This is a genomic window from Pseudoalteromonas gelatinilytica, from assembly GCF_001641615.1.
GTDB lineage: Bacteria > Pseudomonadota > Gammaproteobacteria > Enterobacterales > Alteromonadaceae > Pseudoalteromonas > Pseudoalteromonas gelatinilytica.
Genome location: NZ_LRRU01000023.1, coordinates 272641 through 296792, shown reverse-complemented (window position 1 = coordinate 296792; position 24152 = coordinate 272641). Strand labels below are relative to the sequence as shown.

The following is a 24152-nucleotide window of genomic DNA, read 5'->3' as shown; positions in this document are numbered from 1 at the left end:
ATCGTGATGCTCTTCGCATCGAAAGATAATTTTCTTGCGAATAGCGTTAGGTCTATCTGGTGATGGTGCAATTATCTCAGTTCTAATATCGACATGCTTTTTGCAGCAGGCCGAGCATTCGGCATTATTTGCTCCAACTTAGTAGTGGTTGATCGATGAAAACCCGCTTGGTGGCAAAGCTAATGGGCTAAAAGAAGCGATGAGCTTTATAACCCCCTAATTTACTCTGGCGAAAATCCGTGGCGAAGCATTTCGAAATCGTCTAAATCGATAACAGCTCGTTTTCCGCATCCCTTGAGAACGTAGCAAGAGTTGCTTGCTGTTATTATCTGCTGAGCCTTAACATCCATAACTGTAACAATATACCAATCTTTTACTGTGGTGTTCATAAGCTGAGCCTCACATTACTCGATAGCCTATGATTGATCTTTTCATTCAACTGCAACACTAACTACCCCTCAAAAAAGTTTAAAATTTTTTCTTTAGCCGCCTTTAACTAACTGCCCAAATCGTAAGGGAAAATTTTTAGTTGTGTGCCATTTAGGAAATTTCGGTATAAAAGTTATGCAAATATTGCCTATAACACTATTGCGAACTATTACCGTTTAGATTAATATGCTGACCATCAAGAGAAATGAGAGTGGTTTGCATTCATGTATATCTGTTTATGTCATGGTGTGACTGATAAAAAAATCGAACAAACAATTGATGATGGCGCTATGACGATGCGCGATTTATCTAAAGAGCTGCAAGTGGGTAGCCAGTGCGGCAAGTGTTGTGGTTGTTGTAAAAAAATACTTAATCGCAAACTGATCGAAATTGCAGATATCACTGAGCAAGTAGCTTAATTACTTGCTCTTAAGCATGCGTGCTTAACAATTTTTCCTTCGTTTAATTCTTCTAATTTATCCCCATACTTACGAGTTTTTATTTGCTTTTAACCCCTTCATTTATTAGGGTTATAACAAAGCAGATACGTGTATCACACGGTCATTGGTAGGAAGCCATGATAATAGACTCTTCAAAATCACTTTTTTGTGCAGTACTCATTTTAATCACCGCGGGCTGTGCGCAGTTACCTTCACGAGAGTCCATTCAACCAAGCTATGCCATTGCAGCGGATACACCCAGTACCATAGGAGATGCAGTGGGTAATAATCATCCTGGGTTATCAGGGTTTTATCCTTTAGCAGATGGGGTCGATGCCTTTGTAGCTAGGTTGGCACTCATTGATTCTGCAGAGCACACCATTGATGTGCAGTACTATTTATACCACAGACAGCAAACCACCATTTTATTTACGGCCTTTTTATTAAAAGCCGCAGATAGGGGAGTAAGAGTTCGCTTGTTGCTTGATGACTTATCGCAAGCCGACAGTGAGCTTGATTTAGCTGCACTGGCTGTTCACCCTAATATTGAAGTTCGATTATTTAATCCATTTCCTAACCGTCGTTTTAGAGCGCTTGGTTTTGTTACCAACTTTAGCCAGCTTTCTAGACGCATGCATAACAAGAGCTTTATCGTTGATAATCGGATTTTTATCACCGGTGGGCGCAACATAGGTAATGCGTATTTCTCGGCTGAAGATCATTCTGAATTTATTGATTTAGATGTTATGAGTGTTGGCGAAATTGTGCCAGAGGCATCAAAAGCATTTGATTTATATTGGAATCATCAGCTGTCTTACCCTGTTGAAGATTTGCACGGTGAACGTGATGAGCAATCACTTATTGATATCACTAAATCCTTATCGACCTATGTTGAGCAGAATCAGCAGAGTAATTACGTTGAGCAGTTACGCGAAAGCGCCTTTGTAAAACGCTTATTGCACGATGAAATAGAATTCGATTGGCAAAAGTCTGTGTTGTTTTATGATCATCCCGATAAGGTAATGAACGACGTCAGTGAAAAATCGGCCAATATGTCGCCAATGTTATTTAAAGAAATGGGTGAGCCGAAACTAAAAGCAATTATTGTGTCGCCTTACTTTATTCCTCGTGAGCAGGGCGTTAAATTACTAACCAATTGGGCAAAGCAGGGCGTTGATGTCACTGTACTGACTAATTCTTTAGCAGCTACTGATGTATCCGCGGTGCATGCTGGTTATAAAAAGTACCGAGAAGATCTCGTAAAAGGTGGGGTTAAGCTGTGGGAGTTAAAACCCAGTGACTTAATGGCCATTAAGCGCAAAGCGGGGCGTAAAGTAACTGGGTCATCACAAGCAAGTTTACACGCAAAAACCATGACCTTTGATGATGAAAAGATTTTTGTGGGCACCATGAACCTCGACCCTCGCTCGCTTGATTTAAATACCGAGATGGGCGTATTAATCGAAAGCGAAAAGCTTAGCCGCTTTTTGGCCCATTGGGTTGATACGCAAATGCCTGAATATGCCTGGAAAGTTGAGCTCAAAGATAATGACTTAGTTTGGCTCGACACAGTGAGTAATGAGCAGTTTGATGAAGAACCACAAACGTCTTCGTGGCGACGCTTTCAAGTGTGGTTTATTTCGTTATTCCCTATCGAAGATGAGCTATAAGCCATTCCTTCAGTATTTATACCTAAGCCCAACTTTTTAGTTGGGCTTTTTGTTTTCAGCCTTTAGTTGTTAACCATTTCGGGATAAAAAAAGGCGTTTGAGCGTACACGTGTAAACCCATTGTATTCAAGTGCTTAGCGTGCAAAGAAAAAATAAATATAAAAAAATGTTAAAAAAACTGGTTGGACCAATTGATCTATTGCTCGTTTTATGACGTAATGTAGGTATTACTATCTGGTCGGATGAGTTTATTATGAGCTTACGTACAAAATTAAAAAAAGTATTACCTAGTATTTCAATTACAGAACAAGAAGCGTTAGATGCGGGTGATGTTTGGTTAGAAGGTTCAATCTACCAAGGTAAACCTGATTTCGATGCACTTCGTGACGTGCCAGCAGCTAAGCTGAGCGCTGAAGAGCAAGCATTCTTAGATGGCCCAGTGAAAGAATTATTATCAATGATTGATGATTCTGAAATTCAAAACGGTGTTCATCTTCCTGACTACATTCTTGATTTCTTGAAAAAAGAGCGTTTTTTCTCGCTTATCATTCCTAAATCATTCGGCGGTTTAGAATTCAGCCCTTATGCAAACTCAACAATTGTTGCGACTATCGCGACTAAGAGTTCTGCGGTTGCGGTAACCGTGATGGTTCCTAACTCATTAGGCCCAGGTGAGCTATTACTTCACTTTGGTACTAAAGAGCAACAAGATCACTACTTACCACGTCTTGCAAATGGTCGTGATATTCCATGTTTCGCACTAACTAGCCCAGAAGCGGGTTCAGATGCGGGTGGCATTCCAGATATCGGTGTTGTTAAACGTGGTCAGTTCAATGGCGAAGAAGTGTTAGGTTTAGAAATTACCTGGGACAAACGCTACATCACACTTGCGCCAATTGCGACAGTATTAGGTTTAGCATTTAAAGTAGTTGACCCTAATGGTTTACTAGGTGGCAAAGAAAACCTAGGTATTACCTGTGCGCTTATTCCTAAAGATCACCCAGGTGTTGAACTTGGTAATCGTCATGATCCTATGGGCATCCGTTTTTACAACGGTACGACTCGCGGTGAAAAAGTATTTGTACCAATGGACTTCATCATTGGTGGTCAAAAGAACATCGGCCGTGGCTGGCAAATGCTGGTTAGCTGTTTAGGTGCAGGCCGTGGTATTTCGTTACCGGCACTTGGTGTTAGTTCATCACAAGTAGCATTTAAAGGTGCTTCAGAGTACGCAGCAGTACGTGAGCAGTTTGGTCTGGCGATTGGTCAATTCGAAGGTATCCAAGAGAAGCTTGCTGATATCGCAGGTAAAACTTACCTTCAAGAAGCAATGCGTGTTCTAACAACAGAAGGTTTAGGCATGGGCTTAAAACCATCTGTAGTTACTGCGATTGCTAAATACCACATGACAGAAATTGGTCGTAACGTGCTTGATTCAGCAATGGATATTCAAGCAGGTAAAGCAATTCAAAATGGTCCGCAAAATACATTAGCAAGTGGATATGTTGCACAACCAATCGCAATCACAGTTGAAGGTGCAAACATTCTTACTCGTAACCTTATGATTTTTGGTCAAGGTGTAATGCGTTGTCACCCTTACCTACAAACTATGGTTGAGTCTATCCACAGCGAAGACAAAAATGCAGATAAAGAATTCAACAGCATCTTACGTAAAACAGTGGGTTACAGCGTAGCTAATAGCTTACGAGCTTTCCGTTTAGGCGTATTACCGTTTACTGCGGGTGCTAAATCGTCACTACCAGAAGTACGTGAATACGAAAAAGCAGCGCATAAATTATCTGCAAAACTTGCAGTTTACGCTGACTTCTCGTTATTGGTACTAGGTGGCAAACTTAAGCAAGCAGAAATGTTATCTGCACGTTTAGGTGACGTAATGAGCTTCTTGTATGCGGCGATGGCATCAATTAAATACTACGAGCAAAAAGTAGCAAGCAGTGAACGTGAGCAAGCTGCGCCTTACTTCCACTATGCGACTCGCTTTGCACTACAAAGCGCTGAAGAAGCATTGCATAAGTTCTTAGATAACTTCCCTGCAAGTGGTACTCGTAAATTTATGCGTTTCATTACGATGAACTACTCAATGAAAATGCCTAAGATCAGTGATGATTTAATCCGTGAACTTGCGACTCAAGCGCAAATGGATACCGCATTTAAAGCGCAAATCACTCACTTGGTTAAACCAATTGAAGGTGATGGTCATTACATCAATGAGCAAGCGTACAAAGCGAAAATGGCGTGCCTTGATTTACTTAAGAAAGTTAAAAAAGCTCTGCGTGCTAAAACTATTAAGCCGGGCGTTCGTTTTGCAGAAACGCTTGATAATGCACTTGTTGCAAGTGTTATCAACGAAGAAGAATATGCAAAACTGATTGATTACAACAAGAAACGTGAAAAAGCGATTCGTGTTGATGAGTTCGATTTTGATATGAACTTACTGGATGACAATGCAAAGCCAGTAAACCCACTTAAAAGTGTGGTAAACGAGTAATTCAACAATGCAAGTCCTGAGCAGTATTAGGACTTTATCTTCGAAAACCCGTGCTTAGCACGGGTTTTTTATTGCCTATAGGCCGTTGTGCCAATAGCCAATATCACCTACCATTGCCATCGGTTTATATAAATTACAGAGCGTTATGGATCTTAGGCAATTCGTTACTTGTCACTTTTCAAATATTACAGAGCTACAGCAAGCTGCATTAGTATGGAGTGGATGTGGTGAGATTATTCGTTGCCAAATGAATGGTGCTGCTGCGGTAATTAAAGCGATTGAAGTGCCTAGCCAGATTAATCATAGTCGTATAAAACAAAGTGATTTTGCACTTGCCAGAAAGCGCCAATCTTACTTAGTCGAATTTAATTGGTATCGGCATTACGCTAAGCAATTACCCCATGAAGCTGCGGCTATCCACTGTATTGAGGCAATACAAGAGGGCAGTAAGCAAGCGCTGGTATTTAGTGATTTCAGTGCGCTTGGCTACCAGCCTGCAAGTGCTACACACAGCGACATTCAAGCAATTATAAACTGGCTTGCACACTTTCATGCTTTTCATTTAGCAAGCTCTGCCGATGGCCTTTGGCCGCGAGGTAGTTACTGGCATTTAGCAACGCGGCCCGATGAGCTACAGCGCATGAGTGATTTAAGCTTAAAAGCGCAGGCGCACGCTATTGATATAGCGCTGAGTGAGTCACCTTATCAAACGTTAATTCATGGTGATGCTAAGCTTGCCAATTTTGCGATTACGCCACAAAACCAGCATGTTCTTGGCTATGATTTTCAATATGTTGGTAAGGGTGTTGGGGTGATTGATGTCATGTATTTTTTAGGCAGTTGCTTAGATGATACGGCATTAAAATCAGTTGCAGATGACTATTTAAATCGCTATTTTGACACCCTCACACAGGCACTAAAACGTTATCAACCGAATGTAAACCCAGCGCATGTTGTTAGCAGTTGGCGAGCGCTTTGGTGTTACGCATGGAGCGATTTTTATCGCTTTTTAGCAGGTTGGAACCCTGATCATGTAAAAATAAACGGCTACATGCAGCAGCAATTTGTAACGTACTTAAAAATAAAGGATTAGCAATGAATAAGCCAATGCGATTTGCCATTATCGGCTGTGGTGCTGTAACCGAAGTGAAAAGCGGCCCTGCTTATCAACAAGCAGAAGGTATTGCGCTTATTGGGGTGACACGCCGCGACCTAGTAAAAGCCCATGATTACGTTAAACGCCATAATGTCGCAAAGGTGTTCGCATCGCCAAGCGAACTCATTAACGATACCAGTGTTGATGCCGTGTATATTGCCACGCCGCCAGATAGCCATAAAGTGTATGCTCTTGAGGTTGCTGCGGCAGGTAAACCATGTTGTATCGAAAAGCCACTGGCGCCAAGTTATCAAGACAGCCTTGACATTGTCGCAGCGTTTAAAGAGGCTAAACAGCCGCTATTTGTGGCTTATTATCGCCGTTCATTACCACGCTTTAATCACGTTAAACAATTACTTGAGCAAGGTGCGATTGGTAAGCCTCGTCATGTAAGTTGGCATTTAAGTAAGTCGCCGAATCCCCTAGATTTATCGGGAGAGTATAATTGGCGTACCGATCAAACAGTAGCACGAGGTGGTTACTTTGACGATTTAGCCAGCCATGGCCTTGATTTACTTGCTTACCTTTTAGGTGATTTTAATAAGGTGCATGGTTTATGCGCTAATCAACAAGGCTTATATTCAGCATTCGATGCTATTACCGCTCACTGGCAGCATCAATCGGGTGTTACAGGCACCGGGAGCTGGAACTTTGCTTCAGCAAATCGTTTTGATGATGTGATTATTTATGGCAGTGAAGGCGAGCTTAGCTTTAGTGTTTTTGACGAAAAGCCGATTGTGCTTAACAATGCACAGGGCGCACAACAGCTCGTAATTGATAACCCTGCACATATTCAACAATATCATGTTGAAAACATGGCGAACTATTTTCATGCTCAGCAACCCCACCCATCAACTGGTGAAACTGCATTACACACAAGTTGGGTTATGGAGCAGATTTTATCGGCTTAGTGCTCAAACGCTGCATTGAAGGCATTTACAATTTGTGTGTTTTCACCTTCATGAAATAGCGTCATTAAACGCTCACTAATTAAAGTGCGTACTTTTTCTGTTTTAAGCGCTTTGTCGAACAGCGCGATTGCTTGTTTGCCGACCTCTGTTGGTGAGCAAGCAATATAACCAAACACCGCGGCTTTTTCTGGTTTAAGGCTGAGGTAACGAATACTACTCATTCCCGGAGCTCGTTTATAACGGTTGCTAAATACAGTTTGGTATTCTAAAACGGCATCAATTTTATTTTGAAATAACATTTGCCCAAGCCTTGGTGCATTTGTTGCCCCATCGAGTATGAAAAAGTGCTCATCATTTAAACGGACAAACTTATCAATCTCTTCTGAGTAAGAACGGCCTTTGGTGACCCCTATTGTTAAGTCGTAGTAATAGATAGCTTGTAGTAGGGTAATGGCGTCTGGAATAGTGGGCTTATTAAATACCACCAGTTTATTTGAAGGAAATGCCATCAGAGGGTACTGACTAAACACAGCATGAACCTCACGCTCTGGGGTTTTTAATTTATTGTACAAACAAACATTGTTCATTTTTCTTAGTTGCTGCCACTCTCTTAAGCGGCTTGCAGGTATAAAATGTAGGCTGATTTCATCGCCTAATTCAGCTGCGGCAGCCAGCAAAAACGTGGTGGCCTCATTTTCAGGGTTACCGCCATCTTGCGGAACAAAGTCAGCCATAACTTGAATATCGAGTGTTTCACTGTGGGCTGGTAAGCAAATACACAGAAGGAGTATCGAAGTGAAGATAAGCGTTTTCATTACTGCAGGCCCAAAAATAAATGAATTGTTAAACATTGCCGGTGCGTGTTGTTGCAAAAAAATTAATATTTGCAAGGTGCTGTATAATATTAGACCAATTCAAAGAATTAATGCGGTGAACATGCATTTTTTGCAGTCGAGAAGACTATTTTGCGCTAAAATAGGCGTAATTTATTTCATTTAGGTTCTACTTATGTCTATCCATGTAATTACTCATCCGTTAGTTCAACACAAACTTGGCCTTATGCGCGCGCAAGGTATTAGCACAAAAAGTTTCCGTGAGCTGGCGTCTGAAGTAGGTACCTTGCTTACTTACGAAGCAACAAAAAACCTACCATTAGAAAGCGTACAAATCACTGGATGGGATGGTTCAACATTAGATGTAGAGCATATCAAAGGTAAAAAAATTACTGTTGTGCCTATTCTTCGTGCCGGCCTTGGTATGATGGATGGTGTTATGCAGTTATTACCTGCTGCAAAAGTAAGTGTTGTTGGTCTTCAGCGTAACGAAGAAACATTAGAGCCAGTACCTTACTTTGAAAAGCTGGTTGGTAAAATTGATGAGCGTTTAAGCCTTGTTATTGATCCAATGCTGGCAACCGGTGGTTCAATGATCGCAACTATCGATATGCTGAAAAAAGCAGGCTGTAAAGATATTAAAGTGATTGTATTAGTGGCAGCACCAGAAGGCGTAGAAAAAACCCTTGCAGCGCACCCAGATGTTGAAATTTTCACAGCATCTCTAGACAGTCACTTAAACGAAAAAGGATATATCATTCCAGGCTTAGGAGATGCCGGTGACAAGATTTTTGGCACAGTGTAAGGCGCTCACGTGGAAAATCATCAAACATTTTCGTTAAAAACCATTCTAACTGGCGCGCAAATGCTGTTTGTCGCATTTGGCGCACTGGTACTTGTGCCGTTACTTACAGGCCTTGATCCTAATGTGGCTTTATTTACTGCAGGTTTAGGAACTTTACTGTTTCATGTGGTTACCAAAGGCCAAGTTCCCATCTTTTTAGCATCATCTTTTGCTTTCATTGCACCTATTATCGCCTCGGTACAAATGTGGGGCATTCCCGCAACTATGGGTGGTTTAATGGTGGCAGGCTTTTGCTATTTTGCGCTTAGCTTGATTGTAAAATTTAAAGGCGTGAATGCGCTGCATAAAGTGTTACCACCTGTGGTTGTTGGCCCTGTGATCATGGTGATTGGTTTAGCCTTAGCCCCCGTCGCTGTGAATATGGCAATGGGTAAAGCAGGGGATGGCAGTGCACAATTAGTTCCTTATGAGCAAGCAATTTGGGTATCTGGTTTATCATTACTGGTTACGCTGATTTTTGCGGTATGGGGCAAAGGTGTATTTAAACTTATTCCTATTCTTGCAGGTGTGGTTGCAGGTTACCTAGCTTCGCTCTTTTTAGGAATTGTTGAATTTAATGCGGTTACTGAAGCAAACTGGTTTGCTGTGCCGGCATTTACTTACCCTGAGTTTAAGTGGCAAGCTATTTTGTTTATGGTGCCGGTGGCCATTGCGCCCGCTATTGAACATATTGGCGATATGATGGCTATTAGCCAAGTCACGGGTAAAGACTATTTAAAGAAACCAGGTTTACACCGCACTTTATTTGGTGATGGCTTAGCAACCTCTGCGGCATCAGTTTTTGGTGGTCCACCTAATACAACGTACTCTGAAGTAACGGGGGCGGTAATGCTTACGCGTAACTTCAACCCTCGCGTGATGCTTTGGACGGCAATTATCGCAATTGTGCTCGCGTTTGTGGCAAAAATGGGCGCGGGTTTACAAACTATTCCGGTTCCTGTGATGGGCGGCATCATGATTTTGCTGTTTGGTTCTATCGCCGTTGTAGGTTTAAATACCTTAGTAAAATCAGGTGAAGACCTTACCGCGCCTCGTAATCTGACTATCGTCGCACTGATTTTAGTGTTTGGTATTGGTGGCATGCATATCGGTGGTGATGAGTTTAGTTTACAAGGTGTGAGCTTATGCGCAATTTTGGGGATTATCTTAAATGCTGTTCTCCCCAAAGCAGTGCAACAAGCTGATTAGAACTTAAATACTGCTTGAATATTGCACCAAAAAAGCGCATTAAATATGCGCTTTTTTTGTAACCATTTAAAAAATAAGGAATTATAAAACTGGTCTACTAACTGCATTTATCTCTATGTCATACTGGTAGGAGCGATTATGCAAGAGGCAAATGTTGTGGATATTACCCCGTTTTTAGCAAAGCATCAGTTACCACTCAAGTATCAATACTTAAGTGAGCAGTTTTTTATACCCCTCGCGCACGATATCTTGAGCGCAAAAATGACCGGCCAAACAATGCTGGTGGCTATTAACGGCTGCCAAGGCTCAGGCAAAACAACCCTCGCTGATTTCTTAGTGACTTGGCTAAATAGCAATACCGAATTTAATAGCGTGTCATTATCAATCGATGACTTTTATTTAAGTCGTGATGCGCGCAATGAGCTTGCTAAAGATGTTCATCCTTTGTTTGCGAGTCGTGGTGTACCGGGTACACATGATACGCAATTAATGGAACAAACCTTATCAGCTTTGTTGGCTGGTAAAGTGGGCGTGCCATTACCTCAATTTGATAAGCTAACGGATGATCCAGTGCCAAAAGACCAGTGGCCGAGCAACCAAAAGCCGATTGATATCGTGTTTTTTGAAGGCTGGTGTGTAGCCAGTACGCCCCAGCAGCCTTATCAACTACAAACCCCGGTAAATGAATTAGAACAACTAGAAGATGCCGACGGCATTTGGCGCCGCTGCGTAAATAGCTGCCTAGCAAATGAATATCAACATGTATTCGCAATGGCTGATTACACCATTATGTTAAAAGCGCCTTCATTCGAAGATGTGTATGCGTGGCGCTTAGAGCAAGAGCACAAGTTAATTGCCAAAAAAGGCCAAGGGCAGGGCACATTTGACGAAGTGAGCTTAAAACGTTTTATCTCTCATTTTGAACGTATTACGCGGGAAAACTTAGCCACGCTTGCGCACAGCGTGGATGCGTTACTATTGCTTGATACCGAGCGTGATATCACCAAGATGGAACTGCTCGCCGACAAAATTGCTCAACCACTTATTTTTACTGACTTAGATGGGACATTGCTCGATCACGACAGTTACGAATGTGAGGTGATCAAACCATTTTTGGCAAAGTTGAATGATACCGGTGTCAATGTGATTTTTAATACCAGCAAAACCTTTGCTGAAGTCACTGATATTCAAAAAGGTTTGGATCATCACCAACCTTTTATTGTGGAAAATGGTGCGGCTGTTTATATCCCGAAAGACTATTTTAAAGTAAAGCCGATTGGCTGTGATGAATATAAAGGTTATTGGCGCTTTGCCATGACGCAAAGTACCGATAAATTGCATGACGATCTTAAACAATATGCCAGTCAATTTAGTCATTGTGTACGTTTGTTTAGCCAATTTAGTGCACAAGAAATAGCCGAGTTAACAGGACTCCCCGTCGATAAAAGTGAATTGGCTCTACAAAGACAGTACTCAGATCCGGTTTGTTTTTCGGGCAGTGATGAAGAAAAGCAGGGCTTGATAGATGCAATGAGCCAAGCAGGCTACGAAGTGCTTGTTGGCGGGCGTTTTATCCATTTAACCAAAGGTAACAATAAAGGACTTGCACAAAAGTGGCTGTTAAATCAGTTCAAAAAAGCCTATCGCAATCCATTTACTGTGATTGCCCTTGGCGACAGTCAAAACGATGTAGCCATGCTAAAAGCGGCTGACACCGCTATTTTAATCAATAATCCTGGCAGCCAAGTGCAATCACAAATATTACAAAAAGCATGGCAGCTCAGCGAAAAACCAGCCCCAGCAGGTTGGGTTCAAGAAGTTTCTGCGTTAACTATCATCAAAGCGCGTTTTGCAGCAAAACAGGAGCAATCTCATGGCTGATTTTTATCAAAATGGCATTATCACGACCTTACACAATATTGCTGACCGCCCAGTAGAAGAACTAGAAAAAGAGTTGTTGGGCTTTTCAAAACAACGCCCAATGGGCCTAATTTTACCTTCGCTTTACAGTGAGCTAGAAGGACCCGCATTGCAAAATATAATTGCAGAACTGAAACATGTACCTTATTTATCGCAAATTACCATTGGTTTAGATCGCGCTGATGAAAGCCAATATCGTCATGCCCTGCAGTTTTTTGCGGAGCTTGATCAGCCTCATAAAGTACTTTGGAATGATGGTCCGCGTTTACAGGCTCTTGATAAAGAACTACAAAAATTGGGCGTTGCCCCACGAGAGCTAGGTAAAGGTCGCAATGTTTGGTATTGCATGGGCTATAAGTTGGCAACCTCAAAAGTTGAGTCAATTGCGCTGCATGACTGCGATATTTTGACTTACGACAGAGCGCTTTTAGCACGCTTAATTTACCCCGTTGCTCACCCTCGTTTTAACTATGAATTTTGTAAAGGGTTTTACCCGCGCACCGCTGAGGGCAAAATTAATGGTCGCGTGTCACGTTTGCTGGTAACCCCATTATTGCGTTCATTTAAAACAATTTTAGGCAGCAACGATTATTTAGAATACATGGATTCGTTTCGCTACCCATTAGCGGGTGAGTTTTCATTCCGCCGTGATGTACTCAACGATATTCGTATTCCAAGTGACTGGGGTCTCGAAATTGGCGTGTTATCAGAGATGTATCGTAACTACTCGCATAACCGTTTGTGTCAGGTCGATATTGCTGATAACTATGATCATAAACACCAAGACCTATCGCTAGAAAACCAAGCGGCAGGCTTGTCAAAAATGTCGATTGATATTACCAAAGCTTTATTCAGGAAGCTGGCTACGCAGGGGGTTACCTTTACCAGTGAAACAATTCGGTCGTTAAAAGCAACCTATTACCGTATCGCACTCGATTTTATTGAAACCTATCACAATGATGCGCTGATGAATGGCTTAACACTTGATATTCACCATGAAGAAAAAGCGGTCGAAATGTTTGCACAAAATATCATGAATGCGGGTCAGCACTTTTTAGAAAACCCAATGGAAGCACCGTTTGTGCCGAGTTGGAACCGAGTTGCTTCGGCAATGCCAGATGTATTTGCTCGCTTAGAAGAAGCCGTAGAGCTTGATAACAAAGATTATATTTAACGGGGAAGGCACGTGACTTTAGAGCTTTTGCAACAACGGGTTATACAACATTTAACGTGTATTTATGCTGAGGTTGAACTACCAACAACCCTTGAACAACTTGCCGACAGGCTGATCAATACGATGCAAGGTGATGATCCTGTTCGTGACCCAACGCCGCATAAAAACCGTTGGGATGAGCAAGATATGATTTTAATCGCTTATGGTGATTCTATCATTCGTCATGCTAATACGGATGACGCGGTTGCTAAGCCTGAAGAGCCGCCTTTGCATACCTTGCATCGCTTTGTTAAAAACCAGTGTTTGCCTGAACTCAATGCCCTGCATATTTTGCCGTTTTACCCATATAGTTCCGACGAAGGTTTTGCGGTGATGAACTATGTGCAAGTGAATGAAGCACTTGGCAATTGGCAGCATGTTCGCGATATTTCAGCGGATGTTAGGTTGATGGCCGATTTAGTGATTAACCATTGTTCAAGCCGCAGCGTTTGGTTTGAAAACTTTATTCAAGGCAAAGAGCCGGGGAAAGGGTACTTTAAAACCGCGAAGCCAAGTGACGACCTTGTGCAAGTTGTTCGCCCGCGTACATCACCGCTTTTACAAGCGGTTGAAACAAAAGATGGTTTGCAACATGTATGGTGTACCTTTAGTCATGACCAAGTTGATTTTGATTTTGCCAACCCAGATGTACTGAATGAATTTGTGGGGATAATTCGCCATTACTTAGATAATGGTGTACGTATTTTTCGTCTTGATGCAGTGGCATTTTTATGGAAAAAGCTTAATACCCGCTGCATCAACTTACCTGAAACTCATGAGGTGATCAGGTTACTTCGTACCCTTATAGAGCATGTTGAACCTAATGTGATTATTATCACTGAAACCAACATTCCTAACCGCGAAAACCTGTCGTACTTTGGTAATGCCAACGAAGCGCACTGTATTTACAATTTCTCACTGCCACCGCTGTTATTGCACACTTTGCTCAGTGGTGACAGCACCGCATTAAAACATTGGATGATGAGTATGCCGCCAGCCCAACAAGGTACGGCTTACTTTAACTTTATCGCATCTCATGATGGCATTGGTTTGCGCCCCGTTGAAGGCTTGCTCGATCAAGCGCAAATAGCGGAAATGGTAAGTACAACTGCAAAATATGGCGGTAAAGTCTCATTACGTACCGCACCAGATGGTACCAATACCCCTTATGAGTTAAACATTGCCTTATTTGATGCATTGCAAGGAACGCATCAAGGCCCTGATAAGTGGGGGGTTGCTCGCTTTTTATGTGCACATGCCATTATGTTTGCGCTTGAAGGTATTCCTGGTTTGTATATTCATAGCCTACTTGGTACCACCAACGATTATGATCGCTTTGAAAATAGTCAGCATAACCGAGCGATTAACCGTCACCGTTGGCAGGAATCTGATTTATTGGCAAAGCTGAGTAACGAAAATGCTCATCATCGTACTGTGTTTAAAGCGATGAAAAACCTAATGGCTATTCGGAAGGCACAAAGTGCATTTCATCCTAATGCAACCCAATATACGTTGCATTTAAGCGAGGGGTTATTTGGTTTTTGGCGACAAAGTATTAACCGTTCACAGAGCATGTTTTGTGTTTATAACATTAGTGATGAGGTACAAACACTCACCCTTGCTGATTTGAACTTAATAGAAACAGAGCAGTGGAAAGATCTGATCAGCGCAGAAGTGATTGCAGAACATACTCAAACCTTGTCTTTGGCTCCTTACCAAGCAGTTTGGCTTAGTAATAAATAAACTTTTCATGCAAATCCGTTCGTTAACAAGCAAGCCCACCATAGGGTTTGCTTGTTAACAAATAATTCAGAATTATCGTACAATACTACCTTATTACACACCAAATTATCACTTCGCCCTAATTTATAGTGAAATCGTCTTAGTAAATAAGGCTTATTTAATCTAAATTACCTTTTTTCTCAAAAAATATGGTTAACAATATTTACAATGTAAAAAGCAACTATTATCATTCTGCTTTTATTTTTAGGTGCGTTTTACAATGAAGAAAGCAGTACTCTCTCTCGCTGTGTCATTGGCTTTGACTCCACTATACAGTGTTGCAAATGATGACATGCAAGCTCAACTCGAAAAACTTCAACAACAACTCCTTGAACAACAAAAAGCGATTGATTACTTAAAAAGTCAATTAGAAGCAAAAAACACCCAGCAAGTTGCAGTGCAACAAAAAGCCCCAGTTGTTACTGAGCAGGCAGCACCCGTTGCTACAGTCGCAAGCAAAAAAGAATCAAAACTTACTTTTAAAAGCTACGGTACTTTGCTTTATAAAAATGACGAAGTATTTGCCAACGTTCAAGATACTTCTCCAGAGCGCCGCGCCACAACAGATTTAGAGCGTGTTGTTACTGAGTTCGAATATGAAATTGATGATAAATGGAAAGTCGAATTTGAACTTGAGTATGAACACGGCGGTACAGGTACCACGCTTGAATACGACGGCTTTGAAGAATTTGGCGAATTTGAATCAGAAGTTGAAGCGGGTGGTGAAGTTATTGTCGAAAAGCTACAGCTAGAATATGAATATAACCCTAACTTTACAGTCAAGTTTGGTCATATATATGTTCCGGTAGGCTTAGGCACAGACTTAAACAAGCCTGATCAATACTTTACCACGACTCGCCATTGGGGTGAGGCAACTATGATCCCGCAAGTTTGGCATGAAACTGGGGTTAACTTAATTTCTCGTTGGTCTGACTTTACACTGCAAACATTGGTGACGACGGGTCTTAACTCTGAATACTTCCGTTCCACTAATTGGGTCGCGGGTGGTGCACAGCAACGCTTTGAAGAAAATACCGCAGATGATTTAGCGCTCACATTACGCCTTGATTATGGCAATGTTAAAGCCGGTAAAGGTTTTGGGGTTAGTTACTATACGGCAAATACATCTGATAACCGTCGCAATCAGGGCAAACTTGATGTGGATGGAAACGTGTCTATTCTCGGGTTACATGGTGCATGGACGTTAGATGATCTTGTGTTCCGTGGTCAGTACTTATATGGCGAGTTAGAAGACTCAGTTGCTATCACTGCTGCTAATAAAACTACGCCGGGTCTTCGTCCGGGAAGCTTTGCACAGCTTGGTAGCAAAGCTGAATCTGCATTTGTAGAAGCCGCTTATAATATGCAGGGGCTGTTTGATTTATCTTCGCCGCTGTATGTATTTACCTCGTTTGATTATGCCAATCCAATGCTTGAAGTGGCCAGTGGTGCGGCTATCCATCGTTACGACATTCGTGAGCTTAACTTTGGTTTAAATTACCTTCCAAACAAAAACTTAATTCTAAAACTTCAGGGCGGTCAACGTTATTACGCACAAGACGATATCGATGACACGACTCACTTTAGCGCCTCTCTTGGCTATAAATTTTCAACAGAACTATAAAGGAACCTTGGGATGAAAACTGTATTAAACAGCATCACAGCTGTCATTTTAGCGTCAACACTTGTTGCATGTGGTTCGTCTTCTTCGGATGATTCTTCAGATACAAGCACACCCGTTACTGAAGTAACAGGCTTTAGCTATGATGCAACTGACTTAATTGAAAACGTAACTGAGCAAGTAATTGTTGATGGTTACGAAATGCTAAACAGCAAGGCAACGGTTCTACATAACGCGACACTCACATTATTAGAAAACAAAAACGAAGCTGCGCTGGCTGCTGCTCAACAAGCTTGGAAAGATGCACGTGTATTCTGGGAGCAAGGAGAGTCACATATCTTTGGTCCTGTTGATAGTTTATCAATTGATCCACATCTTGATACTTGGCCACTGAATACCGCTGATTTAGAAGCACTACTTGCAAGTAACACAACGTTCTCTGCTGATAATGTGAAGAACTTTGACGATGGTGTACAAGGTTTCCACACCATGGAGTTCTTATTATTCGGTAATGGCGTTGAAGATAACGATAAGTCAATTGACGAAATGACTGTGCGTGAAATGGAATACTTAATTGCATGTGCTGAAGTATTTAATATTCATACACAAAGCCTTGTTGATGCATGGGTTATCTCTGCAAATGCGGATGATGAACCTGCTTATAAAGATTATTTATTAACACCGGGCAATGATAAATACTCATCTGAGTTAGGTGTTATCGAAGAGTTAGTCAATGGGGTTATTGGTATTGTTGATGAGGTAGGTAACGGTAAAATTGCAGAACCATTTGGTACTAGCAAAGACACAGCTGACACATCATTGGTTGAATCACAATATAGCTGGAACTCATTAACTGACTTTAGCAACAACATTGTTGGTGTACAAAATGTGTTTTTAGGCACATTCAGCGATGAAAACGACAGCCCAGGTCTTAAAGCATTTATCAATGCCGGTGACGCTGAACTAGCAGCGAAAGTTGAAACTCAAATTTCAGCAGCGATTTCAGCGATTGATGCCATTGCAGGCGCAGATGATATGCCATTTAGACAAGCGATTAAGGATGATGCTGGTCGCGTTCGAATTCAAACAGCGATTGATGCGCTAGGTGAATTACAAGCGACCCTTGAAGAAGAAGTTGTGCCACTTATCAAAGAGTGGAATTTATAATCGCTGGGGAAGCATCTGCTTCCCCTCTTTACAAGATACCGTCATGAATGTAAAAGCAATTAAACCAATTCTATTTGCTTTCACAGCCATATCTTTAGTGGCATGTGGAAGTAAAACCAGCGATAAAAGCGCGAACGAAACGACAACACCACCACCGACAAGCAGCGAAACTGATCCAAATTATATTGATGTCGTTGCCTTGGCAGGTGATGCGACAGCCCTCGATACCAATAATTCAGGCCATGGTTTCTCTACACCTATGCCTAATTTAAGTGATTCAGAACTCGATATTCACTTAACTGGCGATGCTAATTTTGAAACATCCTTTACGACAGCCCCGAATGATGCACACCCGGAACTCGATGGTTTAGGGCCTGTTTTTAATAACAATAACTGTAATGCTTGTCACCAACGAGATGGTCGCCCAAGTACCATTGTTCCAACCGCTGAACAGCAAACTGTGAAGTTAGCGAATGATGCAGGGATCTTTTTACGCGTTAGCTTAGCTGATGGCGTGTGTGAAATGCCAAGTAGTGTCAATGATTTTTGTCAGGCTACAGGCGTTGAAGGGTTTGGGGATCAACTCTTTCATCGGGGGATTTTACAAGCCCGTGAAGACTGGCAAACGCATAATTTTGGTGGCCAAGCTGATGTATATCTAAGCTATGATTACACGGAGTTTAGCTACCCGGATGGTAGTACTGTCACGTTGAAAAAGCCGGTATTTACTATCGACAATGCATGGGACTCACCTGAAAACTTCAGTTTAAGTGCCCTTGCCAATGAAGATGTACGTTTTAGTGCCCGTAATGGCATGCCTGTCTTTGGTCTTGGATTGCTTGAAGCGATTGAAGAGCAAGATATTTTAGCCCTTGAAGATGTTGATGATGCCGACAACGATGGAATTTCTGGTAAAGCAAACTGGGTATTTGATGCTGTTAAGGCTCAAGCGGGTGATGAAAACCCTGTGTCACTTGGACGATTTGGTTGGAAAGCCAGTACACCATCAGTCAGACAGCAATCACTAGGTGCACTGCGTGGTGACATGGGGGTAACCAACTCATTGTTCCCTGAAGAAAGCATTGCTAATACATTAATGCACGAAAGTTATTTATCTCGTACTAACTATCAAGATACCGGTTCTGATGAGCAAGGATTGCCAGAAGCGAGTGATGAGTTTTCTGATACGGTCGTGTTTTACGCAGAAACGCTTGCTGTGCCAGCTCGTCGTAATGTTGCCGACGAAGATGTTAAAGCCGGTGCACGTTTATTCAACGAATTAAACTGTACTGGTTGTCATACGCCTCGTTTTGTAACCGCAAATGGTGCCGCTTTATTGTTGGGCGGTATTGCAGCGCCTGCGGCTGTAAAAGGGCAAGAAATTTGGCCATTTACCGACATGTTGTTACATGACATGGGTGAAGAGCTTGCTGATAACCGTCGTGATTTTATGGCAACAGGCCGTGAGTGGAAAACGCGTCCGCTTTGGGGGATTGGTTTAACGAAAACAGTTAACCCTGCCGCAGGTTTCTTACATGATGGGCGCGCAGCCACACTTGAAGAAGCGATTTTATGGCATGGTGGTGAAGCTGAAAAAAGTAAGCGTGAATTTACAGAGCTTAACAGTGAAAAAAGAGCTCAGTTAATTAGCTTTTTACAATCACTATAGCTTTAAACCCTTTAAAAGCGCACTGTCAACGCCCTTTACAGTGCGCTTTTTGTTGCCTCTAAGAGAAGTGATTCAACACAAAAGGGAAGGGGATTTTTATTCGCTTTACTGAAAACGCGAAAGTTAATTGCTAAGTTATCACTGTGAATTTGTTCAACTAGCTTGAGCGTTTGTTCGTTATGTTGGCTGAAAATGGCCACTTCATGATGCATAGGTCCGGTTGCGTGCTTATTCAGTAAATCATAAATATTTACCAAAGCAAACGCCCCCAACGTAACATGACCGCCGATAGTGACGTCTATTTTTTCTGCTACAACGCTGAGTGGCCAATTTATTGCACCAACCCTTACATCTTTGCGTTTGTTTAACTCATCAAGCGCTGCAATCGCCCCTATTGCCATGGCATCGTTGGCAGCCCAAACAATATTAATACTTGGTTGATGGCTAAAATAGCCGAGGCTCTGGCGATACGCTTGTGTTGCTGACCAGTTGGCAACTGTTTTCGCGGTGATAGTCGCATTATCATGCGTTTGAACACTTTGCTCTAAACCATGCTCTCTATCAAGTGCTGCATGGGTCGTGTAATCACCATTTATCGCGAAAATATTAGCCGTGTGCTGCGTTTGTTCTATTAGCTTATCGGCTAATAGTTGCCCCGCTTGTTTATTATCGGGCACCACGCTACCTGCGATATTAATACCCTGATCAATCAAACGGTTTAGTTCTTGTTCTGATGGGCGGTTAAGTAAAAAATAGATGGGCGTAGAGATGTGCTTTAAGCTCAAAAGTTGTTGGGTAAGCACACTTTTCTCATCAACTAAAATCAACATATCTGGCTTAGCTTTAAGCGCCTTAGCCACTAATGACTTCATTTCAATATGATTCCGGTTGGCATAATGAATCGTTAAATCGAGATCAAAGTCTTTGGCAGCGTCACGCATCAACTGCGACACTTCAAACCAAAACGGGCCCGTGACATTGGTATCGGCATGACCGGGGTTTATAAAAATAATACTTTGCTTGGCAAAAACACTCGGTAAGCAAAATAGGCAGATAGTGAAAAATACCGCTTTAAGCATAGTCTTATTAGGTTAAAAGGCCGATAGGGAAGAGTATAGCTTGAATTGTCAGGTTTTAAGTAAATGATTGGAATTGGATAGTATTTTTAATACCGGATAGAAAAAGGGCTGCACAAATGTGTAGCCCCAAGAGAATCAAATATTTTACGATTAGAAATCGTAAGATAGTCTTAAGTAGCCGAAACGACCGATGTTATCGTAACTCGCACTACCAGAACCTGTACCTAACGTACCGTATGGAAGTTTGCGGTTGAAGATATTATCTACACCCAGCTTCACACCAAAACCATTTTCAAAGTTATAACCAATTGTTGCATCAGAGATAACGTAAGTACCAAATGTCATTAAGCTATTTGGATTCGGGTTATCTGCAAGTTCTTGGTCAGTGTAAAGGCTCACTTCATCTAGATAACGTGTATCAAACGTTGTAAAGAAGCCATCACGCTTATACGAAATTGAAAGGTTTGCTTGCCATTTCGCTTCACCGGTTGTGCCAGCGTACTCATAGTAGTCGCTAGGTTGGTCTTGGAATGGGAAGGTTTTACGCTCGATTAAGTACGTACCAATTAAACGTGTTGAGAAGTTGCCTTCTAGTGCATCAAAGTCATAACCTAATTCGAAGTCAACACCTGATGCTTCTTGACCAGACACGTTCAGAACTGAGTTTTGAATAAGTGTAATTTCATGTGAGCTGCTATCACGCGTGATCAGGTTACAGTATTGGTTATTAATACCACCTTCTGCATCCACACAGCGGTCAAGAATGTCTTGTGAACCGATGGTTGAAATCGCGTCTTCAAGCTCAATTTTCCAGTAGTCAACTGTCACTACTGCGTTTTCAATGAATGAAGGTTGGTAAACAAAACCAATTGTTGTACTGGTTGATTCTTCGCCTTTAACATCTCGGTTACCACTTACTAAACCTTCAAGGGTTTGTGCATCGTAATCTGATTCAAAATCAGCAGGTACACCAAGGGCAGCACAGTTCGCGCGGCGTACTTCTGAGTTTTGTAAATCATTTAGGTTGTCAGCTAAACACGGATCGTCAACACTGTAGAATGTTTGGCTTGGTGCACCAAAGATTTCGCCAATGTTTGGCGCGCGAAGTGCTTCAGATTGCGTTGCACGTACTCGTAGTTGATCGTTAACTGTCCAATCTAAACCAAGTTTCCAGCTTGTTGCATTACCAATTGTGCTGTAATCAGCGTAACGTACCGCTGTATCGAGTACTAAGTCTTGTACAAGTGGCAAGTCAGCAAGAAGTGGGATTGATGCTTCGAAGTAAATTTCGTTTACGTCAAACTCACCTTTGTCTTCGCCAAGCGCGTTAAAGAAGGTACCGGCTGCGTTGTCTGGCTCTTTAGTTTCGCTTTCTTCTTTACGGTATTCAACACCCGCTGCAAAACCAATATAACCAGCTGGTAATTCATAAATTGCTGAATTTGCAAGTGAAGCAGACACAACTGTTTGGGTAATCTTTGAAGTACCTACTGAAACAGTATTGATGTAATCAATCGCTTCTTGGCTTGGTGCACCGAAGCCCATGATATTAACAGGGACACAACCTTCAGCACGCGCTTCTTCGCTGCGACAAACAACATTGCCTGAACCATCATCTACAGCATCAAGGGCATTGTAGTAGTTTGCCATGATCATGTTAGCGCCATTAACACGCTCTAAATCAGTTTGACCATATACAACTGACGCATCTAATTCCCAATCTGTGAATACAGTGCCTTTTAAACCTGCAACAAAACGAGTCGTTTCACGTGTATTGTCTTCAACACGACGACCTAAATCAGTCATCATGCGGTTAACCATGATTGAGCTAACACCTTCTTGTTCCATTAGATCTTTAACACTTGAATCAAGGTAAGGGTTATCAATCTTGATACTGTTATTTGGGTTAAAGAAGAAGAATGCTGGCTGACCAATGCTCTGACCTTCGCTATTTACGTATTTAGCTTCAAGATACGCATTCATGTTTTCTGCGATATCATAGTTCGCTTTGAAGTTTATGTTGTAGCGTTCAAATTCAGGTTGAATTTGGTTGAACTGTGCTAGGTTAAATGAATCACAGTTAGCACATGCAAGGCCATCCACTTGGTCGCCAATGTTAAGTTCACGATAAGTACCATCTGGGTTAAATGAATTTACAAAGCCATTACTTAGCGCGAATACACCTGCGTTATTAATCGCATAGTAGCCTGCATTTGGCGTATAAATGTAGTCAGGGAAAGCAGGATCATCTTTGTTTTCTGCTGTTTGCGCAGTGTTGCGCATATTGCGGTAAGAGCCATCAGTCCAAGGGTGGTCTAACGCATTTAAAGTATCTTGGCCAGAATACTCAACAGAGAATGCCACGTTACCGCGGTCATTATCGAAGTTAGTGCCGTAAGAGAATGTTGCTTTTTCGTTGCTGTAATCGCTTAGATCAGATTCGCCTCGAGTAACACTCGCGCTAAAACCTTCGATGTTCTTTTTAAGAATGAAGTTAACTACACCTGTTACAGCATCGGCACCGTATACAGCTGATGCACCACCTGTGATGATTTCAACACGCTCAACCCATGTGCTTGGAATTGTATTTGTATCAACTGATTGAGAGCCAGCAGAGCTAGAAACGTGACGCTTACCATTGACAAGTACCAGCGTACGGTCAGTACCCATATTACGTAAATCAAGAATGCTTAAACCCGCAGTACCGATGTAACGGCCAGAGTTTGAAAGCGAAAACGTATTACCAAGAGCTGGTAATTTATTAAGCGCTTCACCGATATTAACAGCACCAGTATTAATTAAGTCATCACCACTGATCACGGTCACTGGTGCAGGTGCAATTGCGCCTTCACGTAAAATGCGAGAGCCCGTAACTTCGATGCGGTCGATTGATTGTACACCTTCTTCATCAGCAGCAAATGACTGACCCGAAATTGCAAGTGCAGATGTGCACAGGGCAAGCTTAATACTTGCACCTAAGATGTTATGTTTTTTCATTGTTTCACCTGTTAGTTTTTATTTTATCCCTTAAAGGGTTGTTAACAGTTGTTCTTAAAATGTTAACGCGGTGCACTTTATCATTGTCCCTATTATTTGCAAACAAAAACTACGTATCAATTTGTACACATCTAATTTCAATTTAAACAGTGTGTTAGGTTCTTTGTGGGGTTCAGGTGTTTTTTGTTTGTTGTGAAAAGGTGGTTACAGAATATTTACTTTGTTGCTGTATTCGGTATTTTAATGGCATTAGGTTTACGTAGCGTTTCGCTTTATAATGGGTGCATAATTTGTATTTGGTTGAGAGTGTATGAAAGCCATTTTTATTAGTTTTTTAATCGTTTTTTCCAGTCTGAGCGCGGCCAACAATATTGACCTTGAGGCCAATATGAAAAACATGGGGCTTGCTTATAAAAACTCAGTGCGAGCAACTGATTTAGCTACCTTTAATACCGCTATTGATGAATTTATTGAGTTGTTAGAGACAGCCAAAACAGCTGATTTTAAACAGCATAAAACGGCGTCTTTAGAAGGGCTTGATAAAGTCATAAATCAAGCAAAGCAAGCTAAGCAACTTGCAACGACTCGTGGCCTTGAAGCAGCAAAAGCGCCGCTTAAATCTATTGATGAGCTACGTAAAAAATACCATGAGCTCCATGAGCCGCCAGGTTTTTGGGAATTGCTATTTGGTAAGTAAGTTATT

Annotated in this window: 18 protein-coding genes; 14 read left to right on the top strand and 4 right to left on the bottom strand. The window is 41.8% G+C overall.

What is annotated here, in order from left to right; genetic code table 11:
• Positions 1 to 221 precede the first annotated feature (221 nt).
• Positions 222 to 389, bottom strand: a complete 168-nt coding sequence (locus tag NH153_RS21885; RefSeq protein ID WP_167350253.1) for a hypothetical protein — start codon at positions 387 to 389, stop codon at positions 222 to 224.
• Between the two features lie 264 nt (positions 390 to 653).
• On the opposite strand from NH153_RS21885, the gene NH153_RS21430 reads away from it, so the two are divergent.
• From NH153_RS21430 to NH153_RS21410, 5 genes are all read left to right on the top strand, one after another.
• A complete protein-coding gene (locus NH153_RS21430; protein ID WP_054554573.1) occupies positions 654 to 848 on the top strand; it encodes a (2Fe-2S)-binding protein in 195 nt (64 codons plus the stop codon).
• Between the two features lie 158 nt (positions 849 to 1006).
• Entirely contained in the window at positions 1007 to 2539 is a 1533-nt protein-coding gene (locus tag NH153_RS21425; RefSeq protein WP_063707731.1) for a phospholipase D family protein, read from the top strand.
• Between the two features lie 253 nt (positions 2540 to 2792).
• Entirely contained in the window at positions 2793 to 5048 is a 2256-nt protein-coding gene (locus NH153_RS21420) for an acyl-CoA dehydrogenase (protein ID WP_063707729.1), read from the top strand.
• 145 nt (positions 5049 to 5193) lie between these two features.
• Positions 5194 to 6141 (top strand): phosphotransferase, encoded by a 948-nt coding sequence (locus tag NH153_RS21415; RefSeq protein ID WP_063707727.1) that lies wholly within the window; start codon positions 5194 to 5196, stop codon positions 6139 to 6141.
• A gap of 2 nt (positions 6142 to 6143) precedes the next feature.
• The gene (locus NH153_RS21410) at positions 6144 to 7115 is read left to right on the top strand and encodes a Gfo/Idh/MocA family protein (RefSeq protein WP_063707725.1); all 972 of its coding nucleotides are present in this window, start codon (positions 6144 to 6146) and stop codon (positions 7113 to 7115) included.
• Here NH153_RS21410 and NH153_RS21405 read toward each other — a convergent pair.
• Positions 7112 to 7930: a hypothetical protein gene (locus NH153_RS21405; RefSeq protein WP_138624916.1), complete on the bottom strand. Its 819-nt coding sequence runs from the start codon at positions 7928 to 7930 to the stop codon at positions 7112 to 7114. The two genes, NH153_RS21410 and NH153_RS21405, sit on opposite strands and share 4 nt — an antisense overlap.
• Positions 7931 to 8123: 193 nt before the next feature.
• Between NH153_RS21405 and upp the strand changes: the two genes are divergently transcribed.
• The 8 genes from upp to NH153_RS21365 all read left to right on the top strand — a co-directional run bounded on the left by upp (position 8124) and on the right by NH153_RS21365 (position 19373).
• The gene (gene upp, locus NH153_RS21400) at positions 8124 to 8753 is read left to right on the top strand and encodes a uracil phosphoribosyltransferase (protein ID WP_063707721.1); all 630 of its coding nucleotides are present in this window, start codon (positions 8124 to 8126) and stop codon (positions 8751 to 8753) included.
• A gap of 9 nt (positions 8754 to 8762) precedes the next feature.
• Entirely contained in the window at positions 8763 to 10001 is a 1239-nt protein-coding gene (locus NH153_RS21395; protein WP_063707719.1) for a uracil-xanthine permease family protein, read from the top strand.
• Positions 10002 to 10139: 138 nt separating this feature from the next.
• Positions 10140 to 11882 (top strand): HAD-IIB family hydrolase, encoded by a 1743-nt coding sequence (locus NH153_RS21390; RefSeq protein WP_063707717.1) that lies wholly within the window; start codon positions 10140 to 10142, stop codon positions 11880 to 11882.
• The gene (locus tag NH153_RS21385) at positions 11875 to 13095 is read left to right on the top strand and encodes a glycosyltransferase family protein (protein ID WP_063707715.1); all 1221 of its coding nucleotides are present in this window, start codon (positions 11875 to 11877) and stop codon (positions 13093 to 13095) included. The genes NH153_RS21390 and NH153_RS21385 overlap by 8 nt, the downstream gene beginning before the upstream one ends.
• 12 nt (positions 13096 to 13107) lie before the next feature.
• A complete protein-coding gene (locus NH153_RS21380; protein WP_063707713.1) occupies positions 13108 to 14877 on the top strand; it encodes an alpha-amylase family glycosyl hydrolase in 1770 nt (589 codons plus the stop codon).
• 259 nt (positions 14878 to 15136) lie between these two features.
• A complete protein-coding gene (locus NH153_RS21375) occupies positions 15137 to 16540 on the top strand; it encodes a hypothetical protein (protein WP_063707711.1) in 1404 nt (467 codons plus the stop codon).
• A gap of 12 nt (positions 16541 to 16552) precedes the next feature.
• Positions 16553 to 17704, top strand: coding sequence for an imelysin family protein (locus NH153_RS21370; RefSeq protein ID WP_063707708.1), 1152 nt, complete (start codon positions 16553 to 16555; stop codon positions 17702 to 17704).
• Between the two features lie 43 nt (positions 17705 to 17747).
• A complete protein-coding gene (locus NH153_RS21365; protein ID WP_063707706.1) occupies positions 17748 to 19373 on the top strand; it encodes a di-heme oxidoredictase family protein in 1626 nt (541 codons plus the stop codon).
• 35 nt (positions 19374 to 19408) lie between these two features.
• On the opposite strand, the gene NH153_RS21360 is transcribed toward NH153_RS21365, so the two are convergent.
• Positions 19409 to 20452 carry an ABC transporter substrate-binding protein gene (locus NH153_RS21360; protein ID WP_063707703.1) on the bottom strand — a complete coding sequence of 348 codons (1044 nt, stop codon included), beginning with the start codon at positions 20450 to 20452 and terminating at the stop codon, positions 19409 to 19411.
• A 150-nt stretch (positions 20453 to 20602) separates the two neighbouring features.
• Complete coding sequence (locus NH153_RS21355) at positions 20603 to 23449, bottom strand: TonB-dependent receptor plug domain-containing protein (RefSeq protein WP_063707701.1); 2847 nt, start codon at positions 23447 to 23449, stop codon at positions 20603 to 20605.
• Positions 23450 to 23759: 310 nt separating this feature from the next.
• Here NH153_RS21355 and NH153_RS21350 point away from each other — a divergent pair, with 310 nt between their 5' ends.
• Positions 23760 to 24146 carry a cytochrome b562 gene (locus NH153_RS21350; protein ID WP_062565726.1) on the top strand — a complete coding sequence of 129 codons (387 nt, stop codon included), beginning with the start codon at positions 23760 to 23762 and terminating at the stop codon, positions 24144 to 24146.
• Positions 24147 to 24152: the final 6 nt, after the last annotated feature.